Annotated in this window: 3 protein-coding genes and 1 pseudogene; all 4 read right to left on the reverse strand. The window is 56.5% G+C overall.

From position 1 onward, the window contains the following. Positions 1–173 (reverse strand): annotated as a pseudogene (locus tag PKC81_RS14530) (NADH-quinone oxidoreductase subunit I); the annotation flags it as partial. Next, on the reverse strand, positions 170–763 hold the full coding sequence (locus PKC81_RS14535) for a hypothetical protein (RefSeq protein ID WP_324337310.1): 594 nt from the start codon (positions 761–763) through the stop codon (positions 170–172). The pseudogene PKC81_RS14530 and the gene PKC81_RS14535, both read right to left, overlap by 4 nt. Next, on the reverse strand, positions 760–1,842 hold the full coding sequence (nuoH, locus tag PKC81_RS14540; RefSeq protein WP_324337312.1) for an NADH-quinone oxidoreductase subunit NuoH: 1,083 nt from the start codon (positions 1,840–1,842) through the stop codon (positions 760–762). Before nuoH ends, PKC81_RS14535 begins: the two co-directional genes overlap by 4 nt. Then, on the reverse strand, positions 1,839–3,445 hold a 1,607-nt coding region (locus PKC81_RS14545; RefSeq protein WP_324337314.1), incomplete at its 5' end, for a molybdopterin-dependent oxidoreductase. The genes nuoH and PKC81_RS14545, both read right to left, overlap by 4 nt.

Here is a 3,445-nt window from a genome sequence, read left to right on the forward strand (position 1 = left end):
CCATTGGGATAGCGGCGCAGCGCATGCTCACCGCGGAAACGCGGGGACAGCGGGTTCTTCTCGAACGGATAATTTATTGTCGCCTTGGGCTTGAAGAAATATTGCAAGGTCAGCCAATGCGCCTTGACGAATTCCCACAGCGTGAAACTTTTGATAAGGTGGGGTATACTCATTTGCGCGCGAGCCCTTCAATTTGTTCGGAAGTTAACGCTTTCTGCGCCTCTTCTTTCAAGCTGCAAAACCCATTCGCTATCGGTTTGATATCTCTTTCAACGACCTCTCCGCCTTCAAACTTTTTATCAACGCGCATCATATGAACTGGTCGAGGACCTGCGTATGTCGGCGCTAGCGATAAATTCGACCTCCCAATAACCAACCAGCGTTCCGAAGCTAGATTATTGGGCGATTCAAACTCGATTTGACCTTGAAAAGCTTCATTCCGAAGAACCAGACCTTTCTTAACTCGGTAATTTTTCAACTCACCAAAGCTATCTTCCAGAAGCTGGAATGTGGTAGGCCGTGAGTTCAGCTCCCAGCGTTCATATACTGTTTTGTTACTTGTGGCGCTTTTCGTGTAAACCTCACCGCCGGATAGGACAAACTTCAAATGTCCATTGATTCCACTCTGATGAGACATCCAGCAGCCGAATGACTGCTGCATAGGCATCCACTCAGCAAGCGTCCGCTTTTCTGGCGTGTAAACAGGCGTCACTCGCGTCACTTCGACTTGAGCTTGCGCAAGCAGAAATGCGGTGAGGATCATCCGAAATGCCCCTTCCACATCAGATATCCGCTCACGAGGAAAACCCAGAAGAGCGAAATCGGAAGGAAGATTTTCCAGCCCAACCGCATCAGCTGGTCATAGCGATAACGTGGCACGGTGGCTTTCACCCAAGCGAAGATGAAGAAGAATATCCATATCTTGGCAAACAACCAGATTACGCCCGGCACCATATAGAGCGGCGCCCAATCGACCGGAGGCAGATATCCGCCCCAGAACAGCACCGCGTTCAGCGTGCACATCAACAGCACATTGGCATATTCGCCAAGCCAATAGAGCGCGAAGGCCATCGAGCTATATTCGGTCTGGTAACCGGCAACCAGTTCGCTTTCCGCCTCGGTCAGGTCAAACGGCGCGCGGGCGGTTTCGGCCATCGCGCTGATCAGGAACATGATCGCAATCGGGAACAACAGCGGGTTGAGGCCAAAGGCGTTCACAAAGCCCAGCACATGGCCCTTCTGCGCCTCGACAATACCGAGCATGTTGAAGGTCTTGGCCCACAGAACCACGCAGATCAGGATGAAGCCGATCGAGACTTCATAGCTGATCATCTGCGACGCGGCGCGGATTGCGGAGAAGAAGGGATATTTGGAGTTCGACGCCCAGCCCGCGATTATGATGCCGTAAACCCCGAACGAACTGATCGCGAGGATATACAGCAGGCCGACATTGATATTGGCCAGCACCGCACCCGAATTGAACGGAATCACCGCCCAGGCCATCAAGGCGACAGTGAAGGTGATGATCGGCGCAATCAGGAACAGGCCGCGGTTTGACGCGCTGGGGACGATGGTTTCCTGCAGAAAAACCTTTAGACCGTCAGCGAAACTTTGCAGCACGCCCCAAGGGCCAACCACATTCGGGCCACGGCGCAATGCAAAGGCCGCCCAAAGCTTACGCTCGGCATAAATGATCATCGCTACGGCGAGCATCAGCGGCAAGGCGATGAACAGGATGCCTAGAATAGTGGCGGTAAACCAAGCCCATTCATAGGACATGCCGCCGCGTTGCCAGCCAATGAATGGCAGCCAATACCAGAAGTTTTGGAAAAAGGCGGTCATTCCGCTGCCTCCAGCCATTGCTGCCCGTGCACCAACTCGCTTGAGCAGCGCTGCATCGTCGGCGATGCGCGGCAGATGCTGTTGGTGAGGTAGAAATCCTTGATCGGATAGTCGGCGATTTTGCCGGAGACTTTGCCATCCAGCTTCGGCTCCACCCAATCATAGTCGGCCAAGCCTTCCTGCCCGAGCGCAGGCACAGCCTTCGTCATTGCAGCGCGCAGTTCGTCGAGGCTATCAAACGGCAGACGCTTGCCGAGCACATCGGAAAGCGCGCGGAAAATCGCCCAATCCTCGCGTGCATCTCCCGGCGGGAACACGGCACGCTCGCCACGCTGGACGCGGCCTTCGAGGTTCACCCAGGTGCCAGATTTCTCGCTGTAAGCCGCACCCGGTAACACGACATCGGCATTGGCCGCGCCATTATCGCCATGATGGCCGACATAGACTTTGAAAGTCTTGGCAAAGAGGCTGTAGTCAACCTCATCCGCGCCAAGGAAGAAGGCCAGTTTGGGCTTCTTCGCTGCCAGCGCCTTGATGCCGCCGTCAAACGCATAGCCTAGCATCAGCCCGCCCATGCGCGCTGCAGCGAAATGCAGAACGTTAAAGCCGTTCCAACGATCTTTGACCAGCTTATACTTTTTGGCAAAAGCCAGCGCCGCGCCGTGGACGCCTTCGTAACGCAGCGCACCGCCACCGACGATGATCGCGGGACGTTCGGCGGTCTTCAGCGCATCGGCCAGTGCCTTGGGCGCTTTGATCAGCGCGCCCAGATCATCGCCCAGCCATTCGACCTTATAAGTCAGGTCGGTTTCGGGCCCGATGGCGAAAACCTTCGCGCCCTTCTTGCGGACAGCTTTCTGGATGCGGGTGTTCACCAGCGGCGCTTCGCGGCGCAGGTCGCTGCCCACCAGCAGGACCACATCGGCATTTTCGATACCCCCGATGGTGGTGTTGAAGTTGACCGCCGACAGCGACGAAGTGTCATAGGAGAGGCCTGTCTGACGTCCTTCGAGCATTTTAGAACCGGCCAACTCCCGCGCTGAAAACATGGTCTCGCAATCCACCTGATCGCCGGCCAACACAGCAGCTTCGCCGCTCCAATGAGCCTTGATCGCCTCAAAAGCTACCTGCCAGCTTGCCGCGACCAGCTTGCCATCTTTGCGGACATAGGGCTTGTCGAGACGGCGATGGGTCAGGCCGTCAACCGCATGGCGGGTCTTGTCGTGCGCCCACTCTTCGTTGACATCCTCGTTAATGCGCGGAACCGCACGCAGCACTGCCCTGCCCCGGCTATCGAGGCGGATATTGGTGCCGACCGCATCCATCACGTCAATCGCCGGCGTCTTTTTCAGTTCCCACGGGCGCGCGTTGAAGGCGTAGGGTTTGCTCGTCAGCGCACCGACCGGGCAGAGGTCAACGACATTGCCCGAAAGCTCGCTTGTAACTGCGCGCTCGAGATAGCTGGTGATCTGCATATTCTCACCGCGCCCGATCGCACCGATCTCCTCGATACCGGCCACTTCTTCGGCAAACCGCACGCAGCGGGTACACTGGATGCAGCGGGTCATCACCGTCTTGACGATGGGGCCCATATATTTCTCGG

Source organism: Sphingorhabdus sp., from assembly GCF_035329025.1.
GTDB lineage: Bacteria > Pseudomonadota > Alphaproteobacteria > Sphingomonadales > Sphingomonadaceae > Sphingorhabdus_B.

Excerpts from the sequence above, each read along its gene's own strand:
- PKC81_RS14535 (WP_324337310.1), bottom strand. The coding sequence starts at position 763 with ATGATCCTCACCGCATTTCTGCTTGCGCAAGCTCAAGTCGAAGTGACG.
- nuoH (WP_324337312.1), bottom strand. The coding sequence starts at position 1,842 with ATGACCGCCTTTTTCCAAAACTTCTGGTATTGGCTGCCATTCATTGGC.